Source organism: Vibrio sp. Y20_XG_PY13, from assembly GCF_024181925.1.
In the GTDB taxonomy this organism is placed as follows: Bacteria; Pseudomonadota; Gammaproteobacteria; order Enterobacterales; family Vibrionaceae; genus Vibrio; species Vibrio parahaemolyticus.
The window spans coordinates 203,985-227,791 of the sequence record NZ_JAMZAL010000006.1 but is presented as its reverse complement, the minus strand read 5'-3'; the positions used below and the strand labels follow the sequence as shown (position 1 = coordinate 227,791).

Genomic DNA, 23,807 nt, shown 5'->3' with positions numbered 1-23,807 from the left:
ACTCCTTACTTTTCTGACTTGTCGTTTTCTAACGTGTTTAGAAACGTTTTTAAATCTCGACAACGTTCTTACGATGGTTACTTAAGTATAGTTCACACCCTTTGACACCAGTCACCAGACGCTATCTCTTCCGTAAGCTGCTCCGTGTCTTGATACAAGTAAATCCACGCTTGGCCAAATGGCGTTGCAATGCTCTCTCTACGATATTCGACCGGTACGTCTTCAAGCTTATCGAGCGCCACCAAAGTATCATCATCAATCAGATAAACTTCGCCTTGGATTGAGCGCTGCCCTTCTGACAGCGCTGGGTACGAACCTACATCGTAGAGCGAAAATTGGGCGTCCGTTTCATGTAAACCAAGAAATTGAGCCGAGCTCAAATAATGATGGTTGTACTCTCCCTTACGTAACGTCCCGTAGACAAAAATCAAATGCTGCATAACCACTCCTTAGCTATGAGTTCTGTGTGGTTAGGACGTGCGCCCTAATCAAATTCAAATTGATAGAGTAGGTCAACTGCGCTATCTACACCAGATACCGCCTCTAAATACAGGTCTTGCATCAATCGGTAACGCACCGTGAACTCACCCAGCGAGTTGAAGATGCCAACACCATATTTAACCTGTAGACCTGGCAAAATGTAACCACTCACCGTCACTTGAGAGTCATCACCCGAGCCAGCCGTATCAAGCTGTAAATCTTGTACGCCAAAGGCTTCACCGATTTCTCCAACAACACGACCGCTTTTCGCCAAACTCAGACCAATTAATGTGGTCGTCATCGCGTTACCACCCGACTCACCATCAATATCTTGACCACGAAGCAGGTAAGACAACGCGTTGGCTTGTGGCATCGCAGGCTCCGAGAAAATTTCCACACTCGGATCGGAAGCTGGGCCAGTCACACGCACACCCGCGATCACATCGTCTTGAGTATTGTCAGGGTTACGAATCGCTTTGATCGATACATACGGTTGATCCGCTGGACCGTTCATTAAGATCTTACCTTCTTCGATCACCAAATCTTGACCAAATGAACGGTAAGAACCGTCAACGATGTTTACCTCACCAACGATGAATGGTCCTTTGTCTTTTTGTGTCACGTTAAGGCTACCTTTCAAGCCGCCCTTCAAGCCAAACGCCGCAAGTTGGAAGTCGTCACCAATCTTGATGTTGATGTCCGTTTCGACATTGAATGGCATAGCCGTCACTTCATCAACTGGCTGTAAATCCTTGTTTAAAATCACGGTATCACTCGACACCCCAACCGCACTTGGTGGCAGTTCCTCAATGACGATACGCCCCCATGGCAGATTGATGTTACCTTCCACCTTCGCTAACTGCGGTGTGACATCGATGGTCATGTCCGGCTCAACTTTGATTTTGACCATCGGCGGCATATCAACTTTCAGCTCTTTTGCAAACACGCGGGCGCGAGTGCGCCAGTCTTGCAAGTCACGCCAGTCAGCATCACCGGTGATTTCTAGCTTACCGTCAGGCGTAATGATCCCAGCATCCAGATCCGCTTGGTGACCTTTAAAGTTGATCACGACTTGTCCGGAGTTGATGTCGATTGGCGTCACTTCGCCTTGCAGCTTCATTTGATCGATAAGGAACTGACCATTCACTTTTGGATGCATTACATCACCAGACAAGGCCAAATCAGTATTCATATTCGCCTTGAACAAGCTGTATTCCCCGATCAACGGAGCCAAGAAGTCCAAGTGGAACGTAGAAAGCGCAACCTTACCGTCAATAGTTGGCTTCTCAGATGAGACATTCAGTAAAGAAACCTTACCAGACAAGTCACCGTTATCTTTCACATCAAATAACCACTCAGCATCAAGCTTGTCTTTCGCTAATGCCGCTTTAAAGCTGAAGCTGTCCCAGCCCACTTTAATTGGCTGCTCTAGTGCTTGTTCAACTTGGCCTTTTGGCATGTTGACACTCAAGGTAACTTCAGGCTTTTTCTCTGGAGCCCATTTAGCAAAAGCCTGTGCATTAACTGAACCTTGCAGCTTGGTTTCTGGCGGCAGGAATTGTTTGATTTGGTCAAAATTAAAATCATTGATCGCTAACTTCGCTTGGCCACTCTTACCGACACTAATATCTTCGGTTAGACACACACTCGACTTCGCTTGCAACCAACAATGGGCTTGAACATTCGCGATCTGTTTGTCGATATTGACCTTCACTGCAGTCGATTTTTGCAGTGACCAAGGACCTTGTTGCGAGCTCAGCGTCAAGCGGCGCAGCGCCCCATCCCAAATCATTTCTGGCTTCTGCTTAAACGTCCCTTCGATTTCCAAACTGGTCGAAACCAGATCTGACACCACATCAAGCGTAAGTTGATGCAGTTTTTCATCTCCAGAGACTTCAAGATCCGCGCTATCGACTTTAATGTCGTCGTAGGTAATGTTATTCGCAATAAGACTTAAGTTCGCTTTTGGAGCTGGCAGAGGCGTCACATCGCCCTTTAAGGTGATCGTTTCTATATTCGCCTGTTGCTGCCAGTTGATCTGATTTAAAGCGAGATCAAGATTGATATCAGGCTCTTTCAAACTACCACGTAGCGCTACTTTACCTTGCATCTTACCCGCAAGATCAGGAATACTTTTCGCAAAGTCAGGGAAGTTAACCTCAACATCCATCAAGATTTGTTTGTCGATCTTGCCCTTCGCACTCAGTTGGTTCGGGCCATGAGAAAGCGCTAAACCTTGAGTGGTTAGTTGGATGTCTTCACCTTTGCCATTCTTATCAGACGCTTCAAGTTGCCCTTCGACATTCAATGGGTAACCTCGCAAAATGCCGTCGATGTCTAACTTAGGCAAACTGACTTGCCAACCACCTTGTTCCGTTAACGATCCCGAAGTCGAGAGGCTACCGCTGATATCCCCTTCTGCTTCTTTCCACTGCAATCCTGGTTGAATGTTTTTCAGGTTCAGGTCGGCTTGCCAGTTGATTGGCGCCGCCCAATTCGCCATAACTTTACCGGAAAGTTCGCCCCCCAAAGTTTTCACTACAAGGCTTTCGAGATCGATTTGCTCCAGCGTACCTTTGCCGTTCAGCGCAACATCAACGGCGGGAATGTCTTTGCCTGACGCTTTGGTTTCTAATGCGACTTCGTAACCATCAAGTGAACCTTTTGCCGCCAAACTTGGTACAGAAACCTGATAATCACTTTGCCCAAATAGCGGCCATTGCGCTTGAACATTTTTGATCGATACATCAAACGGCAACTGCGTTTTAAGCGGTTGGATGTCACCTTTGATCTCCGCTTGTACAAGCTCAGAAAGCGTAGCATTTAACGATAAATCCCCAACCGAACCAGAGGCCGAAAGCGACAGTTTTTGTCCCTTCGCATCCGCTTGCTTCACTAACGCGTCCAATTGCGCTTTGATTGGGTAATCAGCAGAAAGGGTCACTTGTGTGCTTAACTTGCCTTCCACTTCTGGCATGTCGAGCTCTAACGTTTTGACATCAACACGCTCACCACCCGCTCTTGCAACCAAACCAAGATGATTGACGATCACTGGCGTTTCACCCGCCAGTTTAAAATTATGAATATCCAGACGACGCGCTTCCACCGTCAGTGGAATCCATACTTCTGGTAACACAATATCTTGCGGCGTAGCGTCAGTTTCTTTCGGCTCCTCGGCAGCCGCTTCAGGTTCAGCTTCACTTGGTGCGAGCGCAACATTGATGTCTTTCAACGCGGTTGGTGCGATCACCAAACGATCGCCCTGCATCGACAAAGCGGTCGAGAACGTTTGCCAATCAATCTGATTGCCTAACACATTGACGTTGATGTCATTAAAGCTGACTTTATTGACAAAAATTGGCACTGGCGTACTGATAGAACGCAGCGGTGGTGTTTCTTCTTCAGGCTCTTCACTGGCAGGTGGCAATTCTGGCATTTGGAAGTTAACACCTTGTAACGCCAGTTCATCAACACATACTTTTGGGTCAAAGAAACAGCGGAAGTTAATCGCCAACGCAAGGCGCTCAACTTTCGCATCAATATGTAAAGACTCATCAACAAAGCTGACATTTTGCAGTGCAAAACGAGGGAATAGCGAACCTTGAATGCTCTCGACTTTGAGTTGAGGCAAGGCTTTCTCTGCGCCCCAAATCGCCAACTTCAATCCCGGATGGGTAAACAGTACCGTTGCGATAAAAATAGTGATTAACAACAGCAGGCCAATCAAACTTAGTGATAACCACTTGGTCCACTTAAACATCTTTTTGATCATAGCTCAGGCCCCAAAGAGAAGTGGATGCGGAATTCGTTGTTTGGCTTTTCATCCAGCCCCCACGCAAAGTCGAAGCTTACCGGTCCCACAGGTGAAGCCCATCGAATACCAACCCCGGCACCAGATTTCCATTCAGGTGTGTCATTAAACGCATCACCAATATCGTAGAACGTTGCGGCCCACCAGTTGCCGTAAACACGATATTGATACTCTAAGGTGCTGCTTAAGATGTATTTCGCACCCGTTAATGCGCCACTTTCATCGACAGGTGAGATGGATTCATAGCCATAACCACGGATGTTGTTGTCACCACCAGCAAAGAAACGCAACGATGGCGAAAGCTTTTCAAATTCCTCCGTGATATTAGCCCCCCCTTCGAGACGGAACAAACCACGATGGTTTTCGCCGATGCCACGAATCCACGAAGATCGCCCAAGCAAACGCAATACTCGCGTTTCAGACAGTAGCGCCGGATCGCCGTATTCAACCGTTACGCTTTGCTTATCGCCCCACATTGGCATACTGCCACCACGGACACGAGTACGCGAAAAGGTTGCCCCTGGAAGCACAAACTGCACGCCATCATCTTGCAAACCTTGCGAGAAGTTTTCGTACAAGTGACGAACGTACACGGTTTTGTGCCAACCACCGTCGGTTAACCAGTGTCTTTCTACCGCAAGGTTTGATTCCAAACTCTCAGTATCACGGTTGTCCAAATGCTTCAGACCAAATTGCAATTGATAGTATTCACGTAAGACGTCGTCTAATGGAATCTTGTAGCCGGCGGTGATGGTTTGTTCTGGTTTGGAGAGAGAAAGCGCCGTATTAAAGCTATGACCGCGTGCACTTACCCATGGTTTTTTCCATTTTAAAGTACCGCGCACACCCGTATCGGTGGAGTAACCAATACCGGTTTCAATCTGGTTTTTCGCAGCAGGCGCTAACGAGACTTTAATCGGCAACTCGCGCCCATCTTCAAGCTTGCTTAAGTCAGGCTCAACAAACACGGAGGAAAACCAATCGGTGTTAGACAGGTTTTGGTTGTATTCACCCACATCAGAGACAAGATAAGGTTCGCCAATTTCAAAAGGTCGCATCGACTCAACACGGTTTTCCCAGATCTGGCTTCCCGTAATTTCTACCGGACCAAAGTGATAGCGAATACCGCTGTCGTAGTGCAAACGCACATTGGCTTCATTCAATTCGGGGATCACTTCCAGCTTGTTGAGCTTAAAGTCACCATTGAAGTAACCACGTTGCAAAGCCAGGTTACGAATCCCTGATTTAAGGCTGTCATACTCACCCTGATTTAAAATCCGCCCAACTTTTAAAGGCGATTTGGCGATGAGATTCGCGAATTCTTCATCCTCTTTCGCTTCACCGCTGATCACGACATCCATTACTTTGATCTTAACTGGTAAACCTTTGTGGATGTTAACGATCAGCTCGTCATTCCCTTCGGAAATAGAGTATGAAATTTTTGCATGATAATAGCCAAGCGCATTAAGCGCTTCGGTGATACTTTGATCCAATCGCGCCTGAAAGCGCAGCGAAGTGGAGTAATCCTTCTCTGGAATCGAAGACAGGTACGCTTTCACGTTATCTTCCAGTGCGCCATCGATGCCTTTAAGCTTTAAAGAAACATCGGCATACGCGCTCTGAGAAACAACCAACAAGCCAACAATGATGGGGAGAGCTTTTTTTATCATGCTTTTTTAGCTGAATGAGGTTAAATAAACGTAAATAATGATAACGCCAATTAAAGGCTAAGTCTGTAATATTAATAGGTTTACCGCGGTCTATGTCATAACAACATCAGATACAGACGAAATGAAAAAGTTCGCAAATTTAAGACACGTATTAAAGGACAAATACCATGCTCAACAAACAGACATTAATCAGTATAGAAGATGCCCTGCCTGGTAGAGAACAACCAATGCAGATTGAAGATTGTCATTTTGTAAATCAATCGAGTCTAACGGCACCACTAGCCCATCATCAGCAACAGATTTTGTTAGGCATGGGGTGCTTTTGGGGCGCCGAGCGTCTTTTTTGGCAATTGGATGGCGTGGTTTCGACATCTGTGGGTTATGCGGGTGGGTTTACACCAAATCCAACCTACGAAGAAGTGTGTACGGGTAAAACCGGTCATACTGAGGTTGTGAGAGTCGTGTTTGATGAGCGTGTTATCTCACTAGCACAACTCCTTGCGGTATTTTGGGAAAAGCATGACCCGACTCAAGGCATGCGCCAAGGTAACGATCTCGGCACACAATATCGATCTGCGATTTACACGTACTCTCAAGAGCAGCAAGAACTTGCTGAAAAATCAAAGCTTCAGTATCAACAAGCATTAGAAGCTGAGCTTCGCTCAACGATTACTACTGAGATCGTCCCAGCAGGGCCTTACTATTTTGCAGAAACCTACCATCAACAGTATCTTGCAAAGAATCCGGATGGCTACTGTGGCATAGGCGGCACAGGTGTTTGCTTCCCACCAAGCTTGCAAGGCTAATCAAACTGCACTGAAACGAGAAAGAGCGACCAAGGTCGCTCTTTTTAATCTTTCGTTTTTTGGGTTAATACGCCATGAATGGTTTAGGCGGATAATGATGAAATTGCTTGGTTTACTTCTTTAAAGACAGCCAGTCGCTTTTGATCTTTCACATCAGGAAGCAGCACTTTGCCATTATCAAAGCAGAAACTTCCCACTCCAACAATGAAGAATTGCCCTTTAAACAACGTCTTTACGAAACGGGCCACTTGTAGTGGTCGATATACAGCAAACTCACGTAGCATAATTCACCTCAATTCCTTTGAGAAAACCCCGATTGCTTATTCTCTGCAACCTTAATGCGCATTTTGCGACGGAGTTCAGTGTAGCAAATTCTAACTACAACGCAACATTACACCACTGCATACGTTAAATAAATGTTATCAACAATTCTACAAATTTGCCGGGACTGGATATATACTGGCTTAACTCCCAAACCCAAACGGAATATAACAATATGAAAACTAAGACTCTCCTACCTATACTGCTTGCTCTTTCTCCAAGTTTGGCTTTCGCACATAACTTGTCGGTTGGTGAAACCGTTCCACCTGCACAAGTCGGCGCATACGGTGAAATTGTTTTACAAGGTGAAGGTGTGGCTTACCAGCCTTGGGCAACACAGCATATGTTAGGTAAAGTCCGCGTAATTCAAGCGATTGCTGGTCGCAGCAGTTCAAAAGAGATGAACGCACCGCTGATGACTGCAATTACCGCCGCTAAATTCCCAGAAGATAGCTACCAGACCACCACCATCATCAACCAAGATGATGCGATTTGGGGCACTGGCTCATTTGTGAAATCTTCTGCACAAGACAGTAAAAAAGAGTTTCCTTGGTCATCAATGGTATTGGATGAAAATGGCTTGGTGGCGAACACTTGGGGGCTAAAAGAAGAAAGCTCTGCGATCATCGTACAAGACAAACAAGGCAAAGTTCTGTTTGTGAAAGAAGGCGCATTGACGCAAGACGAAATTACACAAGTGATTGGCCTTATCAAGCAAAGTATTTAGTTCGAGATGACGGCTCCTGACTCGGCACCAATCAGGAGCCTCAATCACACCATGTCCCACTAATATGCTGTGTTAAATTTTCCTCACCAGACAAAAGAGTGAACTTTTGCCAATAATGAGTGTTATATTATAACACCCGTTAGGATTTCAGGCGTTCAGATGTACTTTTCTTGGCAAACCATTTTCAGATCTTGGCATCGCACTGTTGTACTTTTCAGTGTTGCTTTGCTGATCATCTGGAATTTTGCTTCGATCTTTCATCAAGTCGACCTCACACCAGAGCATCATACTCATCATCACTGCCAACTCTTTGCTGGCACGCAACATGGTCTCGCTAAAGCACAACCAGCAATCCCAGTGCCGTCATACACACGGGCCCATTATGATGATGTCTCAGAGCGCTCGCATCATGTAGAAGAAGTATTCAGCGCTGCGCGTGCACCGCCTTATTTTGCGTAAACACTCAAACACAACCCAATTACGTTATTTCCAACGTGTATAGACGCGTTTCAATAACAGAACGTCAAATGAGTACTAATCTGAAATCAACCAGATCTCGGATTTATCAGCAAAATTAGGAAAGTAAAATGCCATCTAAACAGGTTTTAGCGATCGTTATCGGTTTGTCTCTATCGACAGTCGCAACAGCAGAAGAATACCGCCAACACAGTGCGCACGTTCATGGTCATGTTGAATTTAATATTGCCCAAGACGGCAGTGACTTGCTGCTCGAAATCACAGCTCCTGGTGCAGATGTAGTCGGCTTTGAACACGCACCAGAAAATGCAGAGCAAGAGAAAACACTGCAACACGCAGTCGCAACGCTAGAAGATAGCAACGCACTGTTTGCGATTAACCCACAAGCACAATGCGAAATTGAAGAAGTTCATGTTGAACACTCGCTTGGGGGGCAACATGAAGAACATGAGCACCATGATCATGAAGGCCATGACCATGATGAACACGCCCATCACGATCACGACAAACATGATCACGACGGTCATGAAGGTCACGACCATTCAGAGCACAGCGACCACGGTGAATTTACCGTGCAATATCGCTTTCATTGTGCCCAAGTCGGCGAACTCAGCCATATTCAAACTGATTGGTTTAACCAATTCCCAAGTACTGAATCGGTAAATGTAAACCTATTCACAGATACGACTCAATCAGCCACTAGCTTAACCAAAAGCAACACTCAAATCACAATCAAATAACCCAAATAGCGTGTAAGTACCCACTTACACGCTGTGTTTTTTTAATTCGCTTTGGTGATTTACTATGACTGATTCAGCATCAAACGTGGTTGAGCTCAAACAGGCTCAGTTTGTCTGGCCCGGTTCAGAGACCGCGGTGATCAATATTCCTGATTTGCAGATAGCGACGGGTGAGCATGTCTTTATCAAAGGGCCAAGTGGCTGCGGAAAATCCACACTTTTAGCTTTGATCACCGGAATCAATACGTTAAGTTCGGGCTCGTTATCAGTACTCAATACGAACTTAGCGACGCTGAGTTCAAGCCGCAGAGATAGATTCCGCGCCGACCACATTGGTTATATCTTCCAGCAATTCAACTTGCTGCCGTATTTGAATGTCATCGACAACGTATTACTTCCTTGCCAGTTCAGTAAAGTGAGACGAGATCGCGTGACACCAAACGCCTCCAAAGCCGAGCTTTTATCACAAGCGACAACCTTGTTGGAGCGGCTTCATTTACCGACAAATTTACACTCTCGCCCAGTGTCGGAGCTGAGTATTGGACAACAACAGCGAGTGGCTGCAGCTCGTGCGCTAATAGGGCATCCTGCGTTAGTCATTGCTGACGAGCCGACATCTGCACTCGATCATGATAATCGCATGGCGTTCATCGAGCTGCTGATGGAACAGGCTAATCAAGCCAACGCGACATTAATCTTTGTCAGCCATGATCCAACTCTGGAAAGCTTGTTCGATCGCACCATTAATCTGCCAGAAATAAACCAAAGCAATAACATGGAGGTGCTAGCGTGAGTGCTGTAATCAAACTCGCTTGGAAAAGCTTGATGAACCGCAAAGCGACAGCGGTGTTGACGATCATGACGGTAGCAATATCGGTAATCTTGCTGCTTGGCGTAGAACGTATCCGCACTCAAGCAAAAGACAGCTTTGCGAACACTATTTCCGGAACCGACCTAATTGTCGGCGGACGCTCAGGCCAAGTGAACTTACTGTTGTATTCAGTCTTTCGTATCGGTAATGCCACCAATAATATCGATTGGAAAAGCTACCAAGAATTCAGCCAGCATAGCGCGGTTGATTGGGCAATTCCCATTTCGCTCGGAGACTCTCACAAAGGCTTTCGAGTGATGGGGACCAATCATAGTTACTTTGAGTATTATAAGTACGGAAGTAAGCAACCACTTACTTTCTCAAAAGGGAAAGAGTTCAATGGATTATTTGAAACCGTACTCGGATCGGACGTCGCCAAACAATTGGGTTACCAGATAGACAGTGAAATCATCATTGCCCATGGTATCAGTGATGTTGGCTTCAGCCGTCACGATAAACTGCCATTCAAAGTTGTTGGTATTTTAGCTCCAACTGGCACACCAGTAGATAAGACGGTTCACGTCTCGTTAGAGGCGATCGAAGCCATTCATGTCGGTTGGGAAAGTGGTGCACGCTTGGGTCCAACACCAGATGCGAAGGTATTACAAGAAAGGGACTTTCAACCAAAACAGATCACTGCCATGCTTGTGGGCTTGAAATCACGCATTCAAACTTTTGCGTTGCAAAGGCAGATCAACAACTACCCGAAAGAGCCTCTCAGTGCAATTATGCCCGGTGTCGCGCTACACGAATTATGGGGCATGATGTCTGTCGCAGAACAGGCCTTGATGGCGGTTTCTGGTTTTGTGGTTATCGCGGGTTTACTCGGCATGTTAAGCAGCCTACTGACCAGCTTACAAGAACGACGTCGAGAAATGGCCATTTTACGCGCTATGGGAGCGCGCCCACGCCACGTTTTTTCTCTGCTCATTAGTGAAGCGAGTTTACTCACAGCAGCAGGTATCGTCACCGGCGTTTTGGGGCTGTATGCGATACTCGCCCTACTTCAGCCCCTAATTCAACAACACTACGGTATAAATCTCACGTTAAGCACGCTTTCTGCGTACGAATGGATGCTGCTTAGCTTTGTACAATGCGCCGGTATTGTGATTGGTTTTATTCCAGCATTCCGCGCCTACAGACAGTCACTCAGTGACGGAATGACCATAAGGATCTAACGATGTGGAAAAAAGTTTTAGCCAGTTGCTTACTCGCGATTGCATTTACGACGCCGGTCATGGCGAGTGATGAGCCATTAACGCTCGACTGGATCGATCTGGTTCCTGAAGCGGAACGTAAGCTGTTCGACAGCGTGGGGATGCCCGCATCTGATCACAGTGGTGGCGCGGCGCAGCAATCAAAAATCGGTAACGTCAGACCAGAACTCAATGGCAGTCAGGTCAAAATCCCTGGCTTCGTGATTCCTCTTGAGGGAGATGCCAACACGGTGACGGAATTTTTGTTGGTGCCGTATTTTGGGGCGTGTATCCACGTACCACCACCACCACCAAACCAAATCATTTACGTGAAATTTCCGAAAGGCGCACCAGTACAGGAACTTTGGGATGTCATTTACGTGGTGGGAACGTTAAAAACCGAAACCATTAACCATGAACTGGCAGAAACAGCGTATGTGATTGAAGGTTCAAAAATCGAAGCCTACGACGATATGTAGTCGTCGATTTCGAGGTACACCAAAGGCGTCGCATCGGCGCCTTTGTCATCTTTAAATGTTAAACAATGTAGCGCGATAAGTACGCTAACACGCCCACATAAAGAATCAAAAGAAACGCTATCGACAGGTGCTTTTTCAGTTTACTTGCTTCCGAGAACTTCATCGCCCCTCCAAAATAACGATAACAATTTTAACAACTCATTATCATTTTGGATAGACCTATTCCTTCAAAATCTGAGACGCTCTCTCTGGTCGCCTCGCGGATTAAGGTGTAAATTGAGGCAAGCGTCAAACGCAAGCTCTTGGTAGGAAAATACATGGCAGAAACAACGAAACAACCTGTAGTGATTGAACACCAGCCTAATACGCAGAAAAACGGTCACCACGACAAGAAAACGGGTTACATCAAAGACAGTGCGAGCAGAATTAAAAACATCGCTCAATCTCATGGCCTCGACGCTCTGTTGCAAACTGACCCTCCTGCCAAATCCGCATTAGAAAGAGCACAACTGCGAGACCAACGACGCCAAGAGCAAAGACAAAAAAACCTTGAGCAAATCCTAAAACTCGCGCACAACGCTTGCCGCGATGAAACCGCAGGTGAACCCGATCAAGATTGGTTGTATCGATTTTTTGATATGGCCCAAGACATCCACAACAGTTCAATGCAGAAGTTGTGGGCGCAAGTAATGAAGCGTGAAGTGACCAACCCAGGTTCCACGTCGATGAAAGCGCTGAAAGTCCTTAAGGATATGTCCCCAAAAGAAGCGCAAACACTACAAAGAGCAGCCTCTTTGGCGTGCAGTTTTGGCGGCGATAACAGTAAAAAGTTATTGATAGGCTATAAGGCACATGGCGGAATATTCAACTTTGGTAAACGAGATACCACCAGCAATCTGAATATGGGCAGCTTTCAATTGCCGTACTCAAGTCTATTAGTATTGATTGAATTGGGGTTACTGCATAGCACAGAACTGGAATCAGGAGAGATCGGCATTGAAACGCCATTGATACTGGCATATCAAGGCAAGAATTTGTCTCTGCAAGTGAATACGAAGGGCATCCGTCTGCTGTACTACCGTTTCACGCCGACGGGTAACGAACTGTGCAAACTGCTTGGCAACAAGCCAAATTCCCAGTACTACGATCAAATGCTCGCCTTGTTAAATCAAAAGTTTAGCGTAAGCACCGAAGCAAGCAGCAGCGTGAACTATACCGTTTAGTTTCGCTCTAGGAGCTTTAGGTCACCTATGATCTAAAAGCTCCTCAAGCAGTACACTAGGCTTTTGGCTACCTATGATCCAAAAGCTGAGTTAGCTGATCACACGACGCTGTTTAAGCTCATTCAAACACAACTCAACCAACTCGTCGACGCTCTTCTCGCCTGCTGGCAAATCGATTTCTGGATTGATTGGCGCTTGATATTCAGAATCAATACCCGTGAAATTTGGGATCTCACCTGCTCGCGCTTTTTTGTATAAACCTTTTGGATCTCGGCCTTCACACACTTCGAGAGATGCATTCACAAACACTTCAATGAACTCACCTTCGGGCAGTAAATCGCGAACGAGTTGACGCTCAGCACGGTGAGGAGAAATGAACGCGGACAACACAATCAAACCCGCATCTGCCATCAGTTTCGCCAACTCGCCAATACGACGAATATTTTCACGGCGATCTTGTTCAGAAAAGCCTAGATCACTACACAGGCCATGACGAACATTGTCACCGTCCAACAAATAAGTGTGGTAGCCCAACTCAGCTAAACGATTCTCCAGCGCGCCCGCGACGGTTGACTTACCTGCGCCAGATAAACCAGTACACCAAAGCACTGCTGGTTTCTGTTTTTTCAGCTCAGCACGAAACTGTTTATCAACCGTGTGCTGATGCCAGACAATGTTTTCATCTTTTACCGGTGTTTCAGCGGTCATAACGAATCCTTGTATTTATCGGAATTAAAACGGAAAGAAGACCGGTATCAATGTCAGTACCAATACGGAATACACAATCGAAATCGGCACACCAATTCGCACATAGTCGGTCAATTTGTAATTACCTACACTGTAAACCAACAAGTTGGTTTGATACCCGTAGGGAGAAATAAAGCTCGCGCTTGCGCCAAACAATACCGCCATAATAAATGGCATCGGATCCACTCCGTACCCGACAGCCATGCTATAGCCAATCGGAAATGCTAACGCGGCAGCGGCATTGTTGGTCACCAATTCAGTCAGCACCAAGGTCATGATGTATGTGGCCACCAGCGCACCAAATACGCCCCAGCCGTTAAAGGCTTCGATAAACATCTCGCCCATCCTGACGGACAAGCCCGATGAAATCATCAGCTGCGCAATAGAGAGCGCAGAGCCCACAATCACCACAATATCAATTGGAAAACGGCGGCGAAGCTCAGAGATTTGCACTATGCCAAACGCAATGAGTGCAATGATGTATACCGCGAGCCCTTTAATGATCGGCACAAGTTCTAGTAGTGCACAGGCGATAACCGCAGCAAAACCAATCAACACAATCGTCGATTTATTGGAGTCCAAACGTGCGCTGGAATCTAAGTCGTGCACTAACACAAATTCTTTACGGTGCGCTCGACGCTCAGATTCGAAACGCTTGCCCGGCACCAACACTAAAGTATCGCCCGGAGCTAAGGTAATACTGCCCAATCCACCTTCTAAACGCTCATGCCCACGACGAATGGCGACAACAACCGCATCAAAACGATCGCGGAAGCGGCTTTCTTTCAAGGTCTTATGGCAGAAGGTTGCAGATGAGCTGACCACCACTTCAATAAAGTTTTGACCATTCAAATGCTGTTGCCCAAATAGCGTCAGCCCCGGAATTTCTTGCAAGGTCGCCACACTTTCGACATCACCACAAAACAGCAGGCGATCTTTCGCTTTCAGCACGAAGTCGGGGCCTACTGACGATACCGTCACGCCATCACGAACCACCTCTGCAAGAAACAACTTACGCAGCGCACGCAGATTGTTTTCACTGATGGTACGGCCAACCAAAGGTGAACCTGGTTCAACACGAGATTCAAGGAAATACGGTAAGTCTTCTTGGTTTTGGTCATCGTAACTTGGCAGCAAATAGCTCAGCGGAATAAGAATTAAAAGACCACCCGCTAAGACAGCCAAGCCAATCATCGTCGGAGTAAAAAAGCTCAGACTCGGTAGCCCTGCATCTTCCACAAAGCTATTAATAATAAGGTTGGTCGAAGTACCGATAAGCGTTAATGTGCCGCCAAATATCGCCGCGTAAGAAAGTGGAATCAGTAGCTTAGAAGGCGCGTGCTGTTGATTGCGTTTAATCGCACCAATCAAAGACACAACAACGGCCGTATTGTTGGTAAAGGAAGACAGTAAGGCGGTCGATAACCCAAGCTTGGCGATCACACTGCCTAAATGACCTTCTGAAATACTACGGCTCACCCAACTGATCAGTAACGTTTTTTCTAATGCACAAGAAGCGAGAATCAACAGGACCAAAGTTAACAATGATGAGTTGGTAAAGTTCGCAGCAATGGTCGTGGAATCCATCATTCCCGCCATGAAAGCAATAAAGGCTGCACCAGCAAAAACGTAGCTCGGCTTAATCTTAGTCACAAGCAAACAAGTGATAATGCCAAGCAAAATCGCTAATACAAATCCTTGTTCCCACATAGCCTTTCCTTACCAAACAGCCCGAAACGAGCGAAACAAACCGCAACACAACGACAGTGTGTAGAGCGATAAAACAAGTAACCAGAGCAAAGCAAAGCGAAAAAGAGTGCCAGAATGCTCAGATTTTCTTGGGCTTCACTGAACATTCCGGTGTTAGAGGCAGCCTAACCGCATTTCGCACTCGGTTAGGCTGTGAACCTAGACACTGATAACGTCCCTAGGCTTACTGCCATTACTTCTTGAGTAACTGGCTTAGGTCTTTAGCTTCCCAATGCGGGAAGTGTTTGCGAACAAGGGCGTTCAACTCAAGTTCAAAGGCAGATACATCAGCCAAACCGCGCTCAAGCTCGGTTAAGCTTTCTTTCACCATGCCAGCGCCAACGGTCACATTAGTTAGGCGATCGATGATGATGAAACCACCGGTATCTGCGCAGTCTTGGTAATTGTCCAAAGCTACTGATTCATTGAGCGACCACTCACACAAACCAATGCCATTTAGAGGCAGTTCCGCAGCACCATGTGTCGACAAGTTATTGATGTCGTACTGGTGACGAATCGACTCTACGTGACCAACGGTCTTCTTACCTGCAATCTTGATGTCGTAATCGCGACCAGGTTGCAACGGCTGCTCAGTCATCCACACCACATCGGTAAGCAAATGGTTGGTGGTTTGCACTTGCGCATTCTCAAGCACGATCAAATCACCACGGCTGATGTCAATTTCATCATTCAGAGTCAACGTAACGGCTAAACCAGCTTGCGCTTCTTCAATGTCGCCATCGAAGGTCACAATGCGAGCGACAGTCGACGTTTTACCTGACGGCAATGCTTTGATGGCATCACCGACTTTCACAGAGCCAGACGACACCGTGCCCGCAAAGCCACGGAAATCAAGGTTAGGACGATTCACGTACTGAACAGGGAAACGGAATTCACCCGCACCTTTTTCGTAGTCCACATCCACCGTTTCTAGCAACTCAAGCAACGATGGACCTTCAAACCAGTTCAGGTTCTGTCCTTTATCCACTACGTTGTCGCCTTCCAGCGCTGAAATCGGGATAATTTGAATATCAATATCGCCAGTTAGATTTTCAGAAAACTTCAGGTACTCATCACGAATTTCTTCGAAGCGCGCTTGCGAGTAATCCACCAAATCCATCTTGTTGATTGCGACAACAAAATGTTTCAAGCCCAATAGGTTTGAAATGAAAGAGTGACGACGCGTCTGATCCAAAATGCCTTTACGGGCATCCACTAAGATCACCGCTAAATCACACGTCGATGCGCCTGTCGCCATGTTGCGCGTGTACTGCTCATGTCCAGGCGTATCAGCAATGATGAACTTACGCTTCTGCGTCGAGAAGTAACGGTAAGCAACATCGATTGTGATGCCTTGTTCACGCTCAGCCTGCAGACCATCGACAAGCAACGCCAAATCTGGCTTTTCACCCGTCGTACCAACGCGTTGGCTATCTGAGTGAACCGCTGCTAGTTGGTCTTCATAAATTTGTTTTGAATCATGGAGTAAGCGACCAATCAGGGTGCTTTTCCCATCATCCACAGAACCACAAGTCAGAAATCTAAGCAGAGACTTGTACTGATGTTGTTTTAAATAGCCTTCGATACCAAGCTCGGCTAATTGAGCTTCAACTGCACTGTTCATTCTCTTTCCTTAGATCTTTTAGAAGTAACCTTGACGTTTCTTGAGTTCCATCGATCCTGACTGATCGTGGTCGATCGCGCGGCCTTGACGCTCACTTGAGGTCGCCACCAGCATCTCTTCAATGATGCCCGTCAGCGTATTCGCTTCAGATTCAATCGCACCTGTCAGTGGATAACAGCCCAACGTACGGAAACGCACGCTTTTCTCTTCAATTACTTCACCCGGTTGAAGCTCCATACGGTCATCATCCACCATGATCAGCATGCCATCGCGTTCGACAACCGGACGTTTATCAGCAAGATAAAGCGGGACAATTTCGATGTTCTCTAGGTAGATGTATTGCCAGATATCAAGCTCGGTCCAGTTAGAAAGTGGGAACACTCGAATGCTCTCACCTTTATTCACTTGACCGTTGTAGGTTTTCCAAAGTTCTGGACGTTGGTTTTTCGGATCCCAGGTATGGTTCTTGTCACGGAACGAATACACTCGCTCTTTTGCGCGTGATTTTTCTTCATCACGACGAGCGCCACCAAAAGCAGCATCGAAGCCATATTTGTTTAGCGCTTGCTTAAGACCTTGCGTTTTCATGATGTCCGTATGCTTTGACGAGCCATGAACAAACGGGCTACATCCCATTGCGATGCCTTCTGGGTTCTTATGAACCAAAAGCTCAAAACCGTATTTTTCCGCAGTACGATCACGGAATTCGATCATTTCGCGAAATTTCCAATCGGTATCCACATGCAACAGCGGAAATGGGATCTTACCTGGGTAAAACGCCTTACGCGCCAAATGCAGCATCACTGATGAATCTTTACCAATCGAATACATCATGACTGGGTTATCAAACTCAGCAGCAACTTCGCGGATGATATGAATACTCTCCGCTTCGAGTTGTTTAAGGTGAGTTAAACGTTGTTGGTCCATGTTTTGTATTTCCTTTTTAAGCTTGAAGGCGCGTTACGTCTCTAATCTTTGGACTGAAATTATATGGAGTTGGCAATAGCACTTTTGTTGAAATCAGTACTAGACAAAAACCAATCTAACTTTTGAGACAATCGCACTACCTCTCCTACGACAATCAAAGATGGCGCCTGAGCTTCCTTCGATAAATCAGATAGTTGGGAAAGTTCTCCCGTAAAAACTTTTTGCTGAATTTGCGTACCGCGCTCGATAATAGCAATCGGAGTTGAAGCCGCTCTTCCGTGCTGAATGAGCTGATTCTGAATATAGTGTGATTTCATGAGTCCCATGTAGATCACTAAAGTCTGATTACCACGAGCCAGTGTTGACCAATCCATCTCATCACTTTCTTCTTTCAAGTGACCAGTAACAAAAATGGCCGATTGAGCATAATCACGGTGCGTCAACGGAATGCCAGCATATGCTGTTGCTCCTGCTGCGGCAGTAATACCAGGCACCACTTGAAAACGAATGCCAGCATCAGCCAAAACTTCTAGCTCTTCTCCACCGCGACCAAATACGAAAGGATCACCGCCTTTTACTCGTACTACTCGGTAGCCTTGCTTAGCAAAATCAACCAAAAGTTGATTTGTCTTTTCTTGCGGTACACTGTGGTGCCCTGCACGCTTGCCAACACAAACTAAAATCGTATCGCTTGGGATCAGCGCCATGATCTCTTCAGACACCAAATAGTCGTACAAGACCACATCCGCCTGTTGTAAACAGTTCAGTGCTTTAATAGTGAGAAGTTCAGGGTCGCCAGGGCCAGCACCAACCAATGCCACTTCGCCTGGTTTGAGTGACTGCTTTGCAAAACGAGTGACGCCAGACACTTGGTTGTCAGAAACCAACCTCGGCTTTTGTACAGGTAAAGTAGTGACTGAATCGTTCGTTGCCATGTGCTTGCTCATCGTCCATTGATATTGTGATGCAGGCATTATGGCGGGGTGTTTTTATTACCTGAAATTCTAAAATTTCATTTTTTATTCAAAAATCTGCTAAGAAGTTTTTGTTTGGTCTCATTCAAAATCGTGAAAAAGTCGGCGTTTAATATGAAAAGGGTTCAGTAAAATGTCGTTGATTCACAGTTTTCTGCACCTTAATCATTAAGTTGCATTAAAATTCGTTACACTCGACTTCCTATCCCATTAAATTGGAGCACCTCATGAAAATGGCAGTTAATCCTATTTCCGTCGCAGTTTTGAGTGGCATGTTGACGCTTGCAGGGCCAGCAATGGCAGACACGATCAAGCTTCGCATTATTGAAACCACTGACATCCACACCAACGTGATGGATTACGATTACTACAAAGACCAACCATCACAACAAATTGGTTTGAGCCGCGCAGCCACATTAGTTAAGCAGGCAAAATCCGAAGTGGAAAACAGCGTGTTGGTCGACAACGGCGACTTAATTCAAGGTAGCCCGATGGGTGACTACATGGCGGCAAAAGGCATACAGGCTGGGGAAGTTCATCCTGTATACAAAGCCATGAACCAATTGCACTATGATGTGGGGAACATTGGTAACCATGAATTCAACTATGGTTTGGACTTCTTACAAAATACGCTGGCCGGCGCGAACTTCCCCTACATCAACGCCAATGTGTTTGATAAGAAAACTGGCGAACATTACTTCCAACCTTACCTGATCAAAACACACAGTTTTAAAGATACCGATGGCGAAGTTCATCAAGTAAAAGTGGGTTACATCGGGTTTGTTCCACCGCAAATCATGGTTTGGGATAAGAAAAATCTTGAAGGTAACGTGGTTGCCAAAGACATCAAAGAAACTGCAGAGAAGCTGATTCCGCAGATGAAGAAGGAAGGTGCGGACATTATTGTCGCGATTCCGCATTCAGGGGTTTCAACCGATCCATATAAACTAGGTGCGGAGAACTCGGTGTACTATTTAACGCAAGTGAAAGGCATTGATGCCATTGCGTTTGGTCACTCTCACGCGGTCTTCCCAGGCAAAGGATTTGAGAATCTACAAGGCGTAGACAACAACAAAGGCACCATCAACGGTGTCACTGCCGTCATGTCTGGCCGTTGGGGTAGCCACGTGGGAGTCATGGATCTAGTCATCGAGCAAAAAGACGGCCAATGGAAAGTAGTGGAAGGACAATCTGAAGCTCGACCAATTTTCGACAAAGCGACTAAGAAATCGCTTGCAGAAGCAGACCAAGGCATCATTAAAGCACTCGAAGACGATCACAAAGGCACTCGCGAATTCGTTAACCAACCAATTGGTAAAGCGAATGACGTGATGTACAGCTTCTTGGCTTTGGTGCAAGACGACCCAACAATCCAAATCGTTAACCTTGCACAAAAAGACTACGTTGAACGTTTCATTCAAGGCGATCCAGACCTTGCTGACATTCCAGTTTTGAGCGCGGCAGCGCCGTTTAAAGTGGGCGGACGTAAAGATGATCCGAACGGCTTCACTGAGGTTGAATCTGGCCAACTGACTTTCCGCAATGCCGCCGACTTGTACCTATACCCAAATACGCTCGTCGCAATGAAGGTGAAAGGCAAAGAAGTACATGAATGGCTAGAGTGCAGCGCGGGCCAATTCAAGCGCATTGATGTCAATACGACTCAGCCACAATCGTTAATTGATTGGGATAACTTCCGTACGTACAACTTTGACGTGATTGATGGTGTGGAATACCAAATCGACATCACTCAACCACCGAAGTACGACGCGAATTGTAAAGTCATTAACCCGGACTCCCAGCGTATCGTGAATCTGACTTTCAATGGTAAACCAGTTGATCCGAAACAAGATTTCATCATCGCGACTAACAATTACCGCGCGTACAGCAATACCTTCCCTGGCACTGGTCCGGACTTCATTGCATTTGATTCTCCAGACGAAAACCGTTCTGTGGTTGCCGCGTACATTTCTCGCGTCAGTGAGGAAAAAGGCGAAGTCACGCCAAGCGTTGACAATAACTGGTCGTTCGCACCAATTAAGTCAGACAAAAAACTGGATATTCGCTTTGAAACCTCACCGAGCGAAAAAGCTTCGAAGTTTATCCAAGACAAAGACCAATACCCGATGAAACGCGTCACAACTGACGAAGTGGGCTTTGCGATTTATCAGATCGATTTAAACAAATAAGCGACTCCATGTTCAAACTAGCGGCTCCTCTGTGAGCCGCTTTTTGTTACTGCGCAAAGCAGTTAAGATAGTTCAAATGCGCTAACCCTTTCACTGCAGATAACCTTCATGCAAAACGACGTATTTTTCGATCTCACTCAACATGGCTTTTCAGAAGACGAAGCCTCACAACTCATGGTCTATGGACAAGAGTTAGAATTACCCACTAGGCACATTCTTAGCCATCAAGGTGAATTTAGTTCTCACATCTACTTCATTCTGGAAGGGTTATGCCACGCAAACTATCTCACAGAGAAAGGCAAAGAATTCAGCAAAGAGTTTTATTGGGAAAAGGACTGGGTGATCGGCTTTGAAAGCGTGATAAAAGGTCAACCTTCACCGTACTTATTGGAAACGCTGACCGCATGTCATTTATTCTGTTTGCCTATCGAGGCATTGCATCAATGGCGCGCCGAAAAGCACTCAATTTACCTAAAATTGCTCGAAACGCAGTTGATGAACAAAGAGAATAAAGAACGTTTTATGCTGTTGTATTCGCCTGAGGAACGTTATCAGCTATTTTGCCACCACTACCCAGATTTAGAACAACGCATTACCGACAGCCAAATTGCGGCTTACCTCGGCATTACCGCTATCAGCTTAAGCCGTATTAAAGCGCGTTTAGCAAAAGACAACAAATAAGAGACGCGCCAAACAAAAAAGGCTCTTCCAACGAAGAGCCTTTGTTCAATCTAATGACTTATTTAAGAAGACGCGCTCGGAACTGACGCCCTTTCATCTTACCCGTACTGATAATTTGCAATGCTTTCTTCGCGGCAGACTTTTCTACAGCAACGTAAGAACGCACAGGGAACAAATGAATCTTGCCCACTTGCGCACCTGGGATGCCATTTTTGCCAGTCAAACAACCAAGAATATCGCCAGGACGAACTTTTTGCTTCTTGCCGCCATCAATGTTGATGGTCACCATCTTCGCTTGGTATGGCTGCTGATTTGATTTCGCTGGCAAGGAGGTCGCGGGTACCACATCCATCTCTAAGTACTCTTCGATACGAGCAACACGTAGACCGTCTTTTTCACCAAAGAAGCTGAACGCCAAACCTTTACTGCCTGCTCGGCCAGTACGGCCAATACGGTGCACGTGTACCTCTGGGTCACGAGACAGCTCAAAGTTGAACACAGCATCAAGATTGTCCACATCCAAACCTCGTGCCGCCACGTCCGTTGCTACAAGAATAGAAACGCTCTTGTTCGCAAATTGCACCAGTGCTTGATCACGTTCACGCTGTTCAAGATCACCGTGAATATCGATCACGCTAAAGCCACGATGGTGTAATTCATCCGCAACATTTTGAACCTCTTTCTTCGTATTACAGAACACCACCGCCGACTCTGGTTGGTAAGTCAAAAGAAGATTCGCTAGCGCCTCATCACGCGCTTCAGTTCCTTCTACTTTGTAGAAGTATTGAGCAATGCTGGAAGTATCGTGAGTCGATTCAACCTTGATCATCTCTGGCGATTTCATAATACGCTGAGCGATTTTCTCGATCTTCTCTGGGAATGTTGCGCTAAACAGCAATGTCTGACGCTGTTTAGGCGCCGCATTAATAATCGCATCCAAAGCGTCTTGGAAGCCCATTTCTAGCATACGATCGGCTTCATCCAGCACCAGTGTATTCAGCTCTTCCAAGTTAATACGGCCTTTCTCAAGGTGATCCAGAATACGCCCCGGAGTACCCACAAGGATATGTGCACCATGCTCTAACGAACCAATTTGCGGTCCCATCGGCATACCGCCGCACAACGTAAGTACTTTAATGTTATGAATACCACGCCCTAGCGTTCGAATTTCTTTAGCAACTTGATCCGCCAGTTCGCGAGTCGGACACAGCACCAAAGCCTGCACGCGAAATCGTTTTACGTTTAGATTTGATAGCACGCCAAGACCAAACGCAGCTGTTTTACCCGAGCCCGTTTTACCCTGACCAATTACGTCACGCTGATTCAAAATCGCCGGTAAGCTTAACGCTTGAATTGGCGTCATATGGGTGTAGTTCAATGAATCCAGCGTTTCTAGTAGCGCTGGGTTCAGGCCTACTTGGTCAAAAGTTTGTTTGCTCACAGGGAAATATCCTCAGGTGGGATGAAAAAGAGGGCACATTATCGCCAGATTTTCTGGGAAGACCAGTGAAAATTAACCATTGTTAATGAGTATTGAAACAAAAGCGAGTACATTCAGGCACTCTACTATCATTATGGACGACGGACATGACCACTTGGATCACTTTGCCTTTTGCTCAACTAACTACTTTACAACTGTATGAGATGCTGCGCTTACGCGTCGATGTGTTCGTCGTCGAGCAAACTTGCCCGTACCCAGAGCTAGATGGTAGGGATGTTATTGACGGCGTTCATCACCTACTCGGCTACCACAATGATGAATTAGTTGCCTGCGCTCGGCTTCTGCCAGCTGGAACCACTTATGATAACGTCAGTATTGGCCGAGTCGTGACCAAACAAACAGCCCGAGGTGGTGGCTTAGGCCATCAGCTAATCACACGAGCCATCCAAGCATGCTCTACGTTATGGCCCGAAAAAACCATAGACATTGGTGCACAAGAACATCTTATCGATTTTTATGCTCACCATGGATTTGAGGTTATTTCTGACAGTTACTTAGAAGATGGAATTCCACACGTAGACATGCGCAGGAAGCAATCGACTCAATAAACCTCTACAAAACTGCAATAAAAAAGACGCGAGATGATTGCGTCTTTTTTAAATCTACAACGGAAA

The 23,807-nt window shown here is 46.2% G+C and carries 21 protein-coding genes; 11 read left to right on the top strand and 10 right to left on the bottom strand.

All coding sequences use genetic code 11. The features are described 5' to 3' along the window. Window positions 1–92: 92 nt before the first annotated feature. The 3 genes from NL646_RS16075 to NL646_RS16065 are packed head-to-tail and all read right to left on the bottom strand — an operon-like array spanning window position 93 to window position 5,961. Window positions 93–440: a gamma-glutamylcyclotransferase gene (locus NL646_RS16075; protein WP_005454676.1), complete on the bottom strand. Its 348-nt coding sequence runs from the start codon at window positions 438–440 to the stop codon at window positions 93–95. A gap of 44 nt (window positions 441–484) precedes the next feature. After that, a complete protein-coding gene (locus NL646_RS16070) occupies window positions 485–4,252 on the bottom strand; it encodes a translocation/assembly module TamB domain-containing protein (protein ID WP_253664438.1) in 3,768 nt (1,255 codons plus the stop codon). Then, window positions 4,249–5,961, bottom strand: a complete 1,713-nt coding sequence (locus NL646_RS16065; protein WP_005489530.1) for an autotransporter assembly complex family protein — start codon at window positions 5,959–5,961, stop codon at window positions 4,249–4,251. Before NL646_RS16065 ends, NL646_RS16070 begins: the two co-directional genes overlap by 4 nt. Window positions 5,962–6,128: 167 nt before the next feature. Here NL646_RS16065 and msrA point away from each other — a divergent pair, with 167 nt between their 5' ends. After that, a complete protein-coding gene (gene msrA, locus NL646_RS16060) occupies window positions 6,129–6,767 on the top strand; it encodes a peptide-methionine (S)-S-oxide reductase MsrA (RefSeq protein ID WP_021450132.1) in 639 nt (212 codons plus the stop codon). Window positions 6,768–6,850: 83 nt separating this feature from the next. Here msrA and NL646_RS16055 read toward each other — a convergent pair whose 3' ends face one another. Continuing rightward, window positions 6,851–7,051, bottom strand: a complete 201-nt coding sequence (locus NL646_RS16055) for a DUF1107 domain-containing protein (protein WP_005454667.1) — start codon at window positions 7,049–7,051, stop codon at window positions 6,851–6,853. Between the two features lie 212 nt (window positions 7,052–7,263). Between NL646_RS16055 and NL646_RS16050 the strand changes: the two genes are divergently transcribed. From NL646_RS16050 to NL646_RS16020, 7 genes are all read left to right on the top strand, one after another. Then, entirely contained in the window at window positions 7,264–7,815 is a 552-nt protein-coding gene (locus NL646_RS16050; RefSeq protein WP_017449016.1) for a YtfJ family protein, read from the top strand. Between the two features lie 159 nt (window positions 7,816–7,974). Then, window positions 7,975–8,274: a DUF2607 domain-containing protein gene (locus NL646_RS16045; protein ID WP_218745534.1), complete on the top strand. Its 300-nt coding sequence runs from the start codon at window positions 7,975–7,977 to the stop codon at window positions 8,272–8,274. Window positions 8,275–8,402: 128 nt separating this feature from the next. Beyond that, the gene (locus NL646_RS16040; RefSeq protein WP_140069923.1) at window positions 8,403–9,032 is read left to right on the top strand and encodes a DUF2796 domain-containing protein; all 630 of its coding nucleotides are present in this window, start codon (window positions 8,403–8,405) and stop codon (window positions 9,030–9,032) included. Between the two features lie 64 nt (window positions 9,033–9,096). Beyond that, window positions 9,097–9,825 (top strand): ABC transporter ATP-binding protein, encoded by a 729-nt coding sequence (locus NL646_RS16035; RefSeq protein ID WP_253664437.1) that lies wholly within the window; start codon window positions 9,097–9,099, stop codon window positions 9,823–9,825. Further along, window positions 9,822–11,081, top strand: a complete 1,260-nt coding sequence (locus NL646_RS16030; protein WP_253664436.1) for an ABC transporter permease — start codon at window positions 9,822–9,824, stop codon at window positions 11,079–11,081. Before NL646_RS16035 ends, NL646_RS16030 begins: the two co-directional genes overlap by 4 nt. A 2-nt stretch (window positions 11,082–11,083) precedes the next feature. After that, window positions 11,084–11,578, top strand: a complete 495-nt coding sequence (locus NL646_RS16025) for a DUF3299 domain-containing protein (RefSeq protein ID WP_005479671.1) — start codon at window positions 11,084–11,086, stop codon at window positions 11,576–11,578. 317 nt (window positions 11,579–11,895) lie between these two features. Next, complete coding sequence (locus tag NL646_RS16020; RefSeq protein ID WP_140069926.1) at window positions 11,896–12,801, top strand: TIGR03899 family protein; 906 nt, start codon at window positions 11,896–11,898, stop codon at window positions 12,799–12,801. A gap of 90 nt (window positions 12,802–12,891) precedes the next feature. Here NL646_RS16020 and cysC read toward each other — a convergent pair whose 3' ends face one another. From cysC to cobA, 5 genes are all read right to left on the bottom strand, one after another. Continuing rightward, window positions 12,892–13,509 carry an adenylyl-sulfate kinase gene (cysC, locus tag NL646_RS16015; RefSeq protein WP_253664435.1) on the bottom strand — a complete coding sequence of 206 codons (618 nt, stop codon included), beginning with the start codon at window positions 13,507–13,509 and terminating at the stop codon, window positions 12,892–12,894. A 24-nt stretch (window positions 13,510–13,533) separates the two neighbouring features. Then, entirely contained in the window at window positions 13,534–15,258 is a 1,725-nt protein-coding gene (locus NL646_RS16010) for an SLC13 family permease (protein ID WP_005454668.1), read from the bottom strand. Window positions 15,259–15,490: 232 nt separating this feature from the next. Next, the gene (cysN, locus tag NL646_RS16005; protein ID WP_253664434.1) at window positions 15,491–16,921 is read right to left on the bottom strand and encodes a sulfate adenylyltransferase subunit CysN; all 1,431 of its coding nucleotides are present in this window, start codon (window positions 16,919–16,921) and stop codon (window positions 15,491–15,493) included. Window positions 16,922–16,939: 18 nt separating this feature from the next. After that, window positions 16,940–17,848: a sulfate adenylyltransferase subunit CysD gene (gene cysD / locus NL646_RS16000; RefSeq protein ID WP_005454659.1), complete on the bottom strand. Its 909-nt coding sequence runs from the start codon at window positions 17,846–17,848 to the stop codon at window positions 16,940–16,942. Window positions 17,849–17,907: 59 nt separating this feature from the next. Beyond that, the gene (cobA, locus tag NL646_RS15995) at window positions 17,908–18,783 is read right to left on the bottom strand and encodes a uroporphyrinogen-III C-methyltransferase (RefSeq protein WP_017449009.1); all 876 of its coding nucleotides are present in this window, start codon (window positions 18,781–18,783) and stop codon (window positions 17,908–17,910) included. A gap of 266 nt (window positions 18,784–19,049) precedes the next feature. Between cobA and cpdB the strand changes: the two genes are divergently transcribed. Together cpdB and NL646_RS15985 are read left to right on the top strand one after the other, a co-directional pair. Then, window positions 19,050–21,011 carry a 2',3'-cyclic-nucleotide 2'-phosphodiesterase gene (cpdB, locus tag NL646_RS15990; protein WP_253664433.1) on the top strand — a complete coding sequence of 654 codons (1,962 nt, stop codon included), beginning with the start codon at window positions 19,050–19,052 and terminating at the stop codon, window positions 21,009–21,011. Window positions 21,012–21,119: 108 nt separating this feature from the next. Then, window positions 21,120–21,692, top strand: coding sequence for a Crp/Fnr family transcriptional regulator (locus NL646_RS15985; RefSeq protein ID WP_253664432.1), 573 nt, complete (start codon window positions 21,120–21,122; stop codon window positions 21,690–21,692). 58 nt (window positions 21,693–21,750) lie between these two features. Here the strand turns inward: NL646_RS15985 and dbpA are convergent, their stop codons facing one another. After that, a complete protein-coding gene (gene dbpA / locus NL646_RS15980; RefSeq protein ID WP_253664431.1) occupies window positions 21,751–23,133 on the bottom strand; it encodes an ATP-dependent RNA helicase DbpA in 1,383 nt (460 codons plus the stop codon). Between the two features lie 146 nt (window positions 23,134–23,279). Here dbpA and NL646_RS15975 point away from each other — a divergent pair, with 146 nt between their 5' ends. Then, the gene (locus NL646_RS15975) at window positions 23,280–23,741 is read left to right on the top strand and encodes a GNAT family N-acetyltransferase (RefSeq protein WP_025534124.1); all 462 of its coding nucleotides are present in this window, start codon (window positions 23,280–23,282) and stop codon (window positions 23,739–23,741) included. The last annotated feature ends 66 nt before the right edge of the window (window positions 23,742–23,807 follow it).